This is a genomic window from Olsenella sp. KH1P3 (genome assembly GCF_900167315.1).
Lineage (GTDB): Bacteria > Actinomycetota > Coriobacteriia > Coriobacteriales > Atopobiaceae > Olsenella_J > Olsenella_J umbonata_A.
In genome coordinates this window covers 1-1,451 of record NZ_FUWQ01000014.1, presented here as the reverse complement: position 1 = coordinate 1,451, position 1,451 = coordinate 1, and the positions used below count along the sequence as shown (strand labels likewise).

At 63.4% G+C, this 1,451-nt stretch carries 1 protein-coding gene and 1 pseudogene; both read left to right on the top strand.

Annotated features, from left to right (window positions below):
• A partial coding sequence (locus B5D13_RS08595) for a helix-turn-helix domain-containing protein (protein WP_218969853.1) occupies window positions 1-563 on the top strand: 563 nt, incomplete at its 5' end.
• Window positions 497-1,411 (top strand): annotated as a pseudogene (locus tag B5D13_RS08590) (IS3 family transposase); the annotation flags it as partial. The gene B5D13_RS08595 and the pseudogene B5D13_RS08590, both read left to right, overlap by 67 nt.
• Window positions 1,412-1,451: the final 40 nt, after the last annotated feature.

The following is a 1,451-nucleotide window of genomic DNA, read 5'->3' as shown; positions in this document are numbered from 1 at the left end:
TGAACCGCCTCCCTTTTCTTGGACATGAGAAAAGGGAGGCTTCTTTCATGACCCGAAGAACTTTGTACGACGCCGCCACGAGGTCGAAAGCCACCGAGCTCTACGACGCGGGGAACGGTGTCAAAGCCATCTCCAGCCTGATCGGTGTTCCCTACGAGGCCGTGAGAAAATGGATCGACACGTACAGATCCGTCGGCATCGAGGGGCTGACAGACATGGGAAAGAAATACGCCGTCTACTCATATGAGACCAAGGTCGCCGCCGCGCGCGCCGTCGTCGACGAGGGCATGACGAAGCCCGAGGCCATGGAGAGGTTCGGCATAGCCTCGACGACCCCGTTGAAGGACTGGATGAAGGCATACCGGGAGGGCGGGCCGGAGGCGCTCAGGCCGAAGCCCAAGGGAAGGCCGAGGGGGTCCGGCTCCCAGCCCAGGGAGACGACGCGCGAGCAGGAGCTCGAACGCAGAATCCAGAAGCTCGAGGCGGAGAACGCGTACCTAAAAAAATCGATCGCCCTGAAGGCGGAGAAGCGCTCCCGAACCGCGAGAAGGCGGTCGTCGTGAGCGAGCTTTCAGGGCGATACCCTCTTCCCGACCTGCTGGAATGCGCCGGGCTCGCCAGGTCGAGCTACTACTATGCGCTGTCGCACCCGAAGGCCCCGACCAGGCCCGAGCTCTGGGAGGCGGCCGCCGAGATATTCTCGCGCACCGCCAACGGGTGCGGGCACCGCCAGATAGCGATGTGCCTGCGCGCCGAGCAGGGCGTGCGGATAGCCGACAAGACCGTGCTCAAGATGATGCACGAGATGGGGGTCAGCTGCGGGATCCGCCGCGAGACCGACTACCACAGGTACAACTCCTACAAGGGCAAGGTCGGCAGGACCTTCGAGAACGTCATCGGACGCGACTTCGAGGCGGAGGGACCGTGGCAGAAGATGGGAACAGACGTCACCGAGTTCAAGCAGCCCTGGGGCAAGGCCTACTTCGCGCCGGTCTACGACTTCGGCAGCAAGGAGATCGTCGCCTGGTCGACGTCGCTGCACCCCAACATGGCCCAGCAGCACGAGCTCCTCGACCAGCTCGTGTCGAGGAAGCCCGACGGCGCCAGCCCGATACTGCACTCGGACATGGGCTGGCAGTACCAGCAGGCCGGGTGGTGCAACAGGCTGAAGGAGGCGGGCGTCGTGCAGAGCATGTCCCGGAAGGGCAACTGCATCGACAACGGGGCGACCGAGCAGGTGTTCGGCCACCTGAAGGACGAGTTCTTCCGTGACCAGACATGGCCGAGCTTCGACGCGTTCAAGAGGGACCTCGACGCCTACGTCGTCCACTGGAACACGAGGAGGCGTCAGGTTAAGCTGAAGGGACTGACCCCGGAGGAGTTCCGGAATCAGTCCCTGCATGCGGCCTAGGCCGCTTTATTTGCCCGTCCAAGAACTGGGGCGCAGTTCA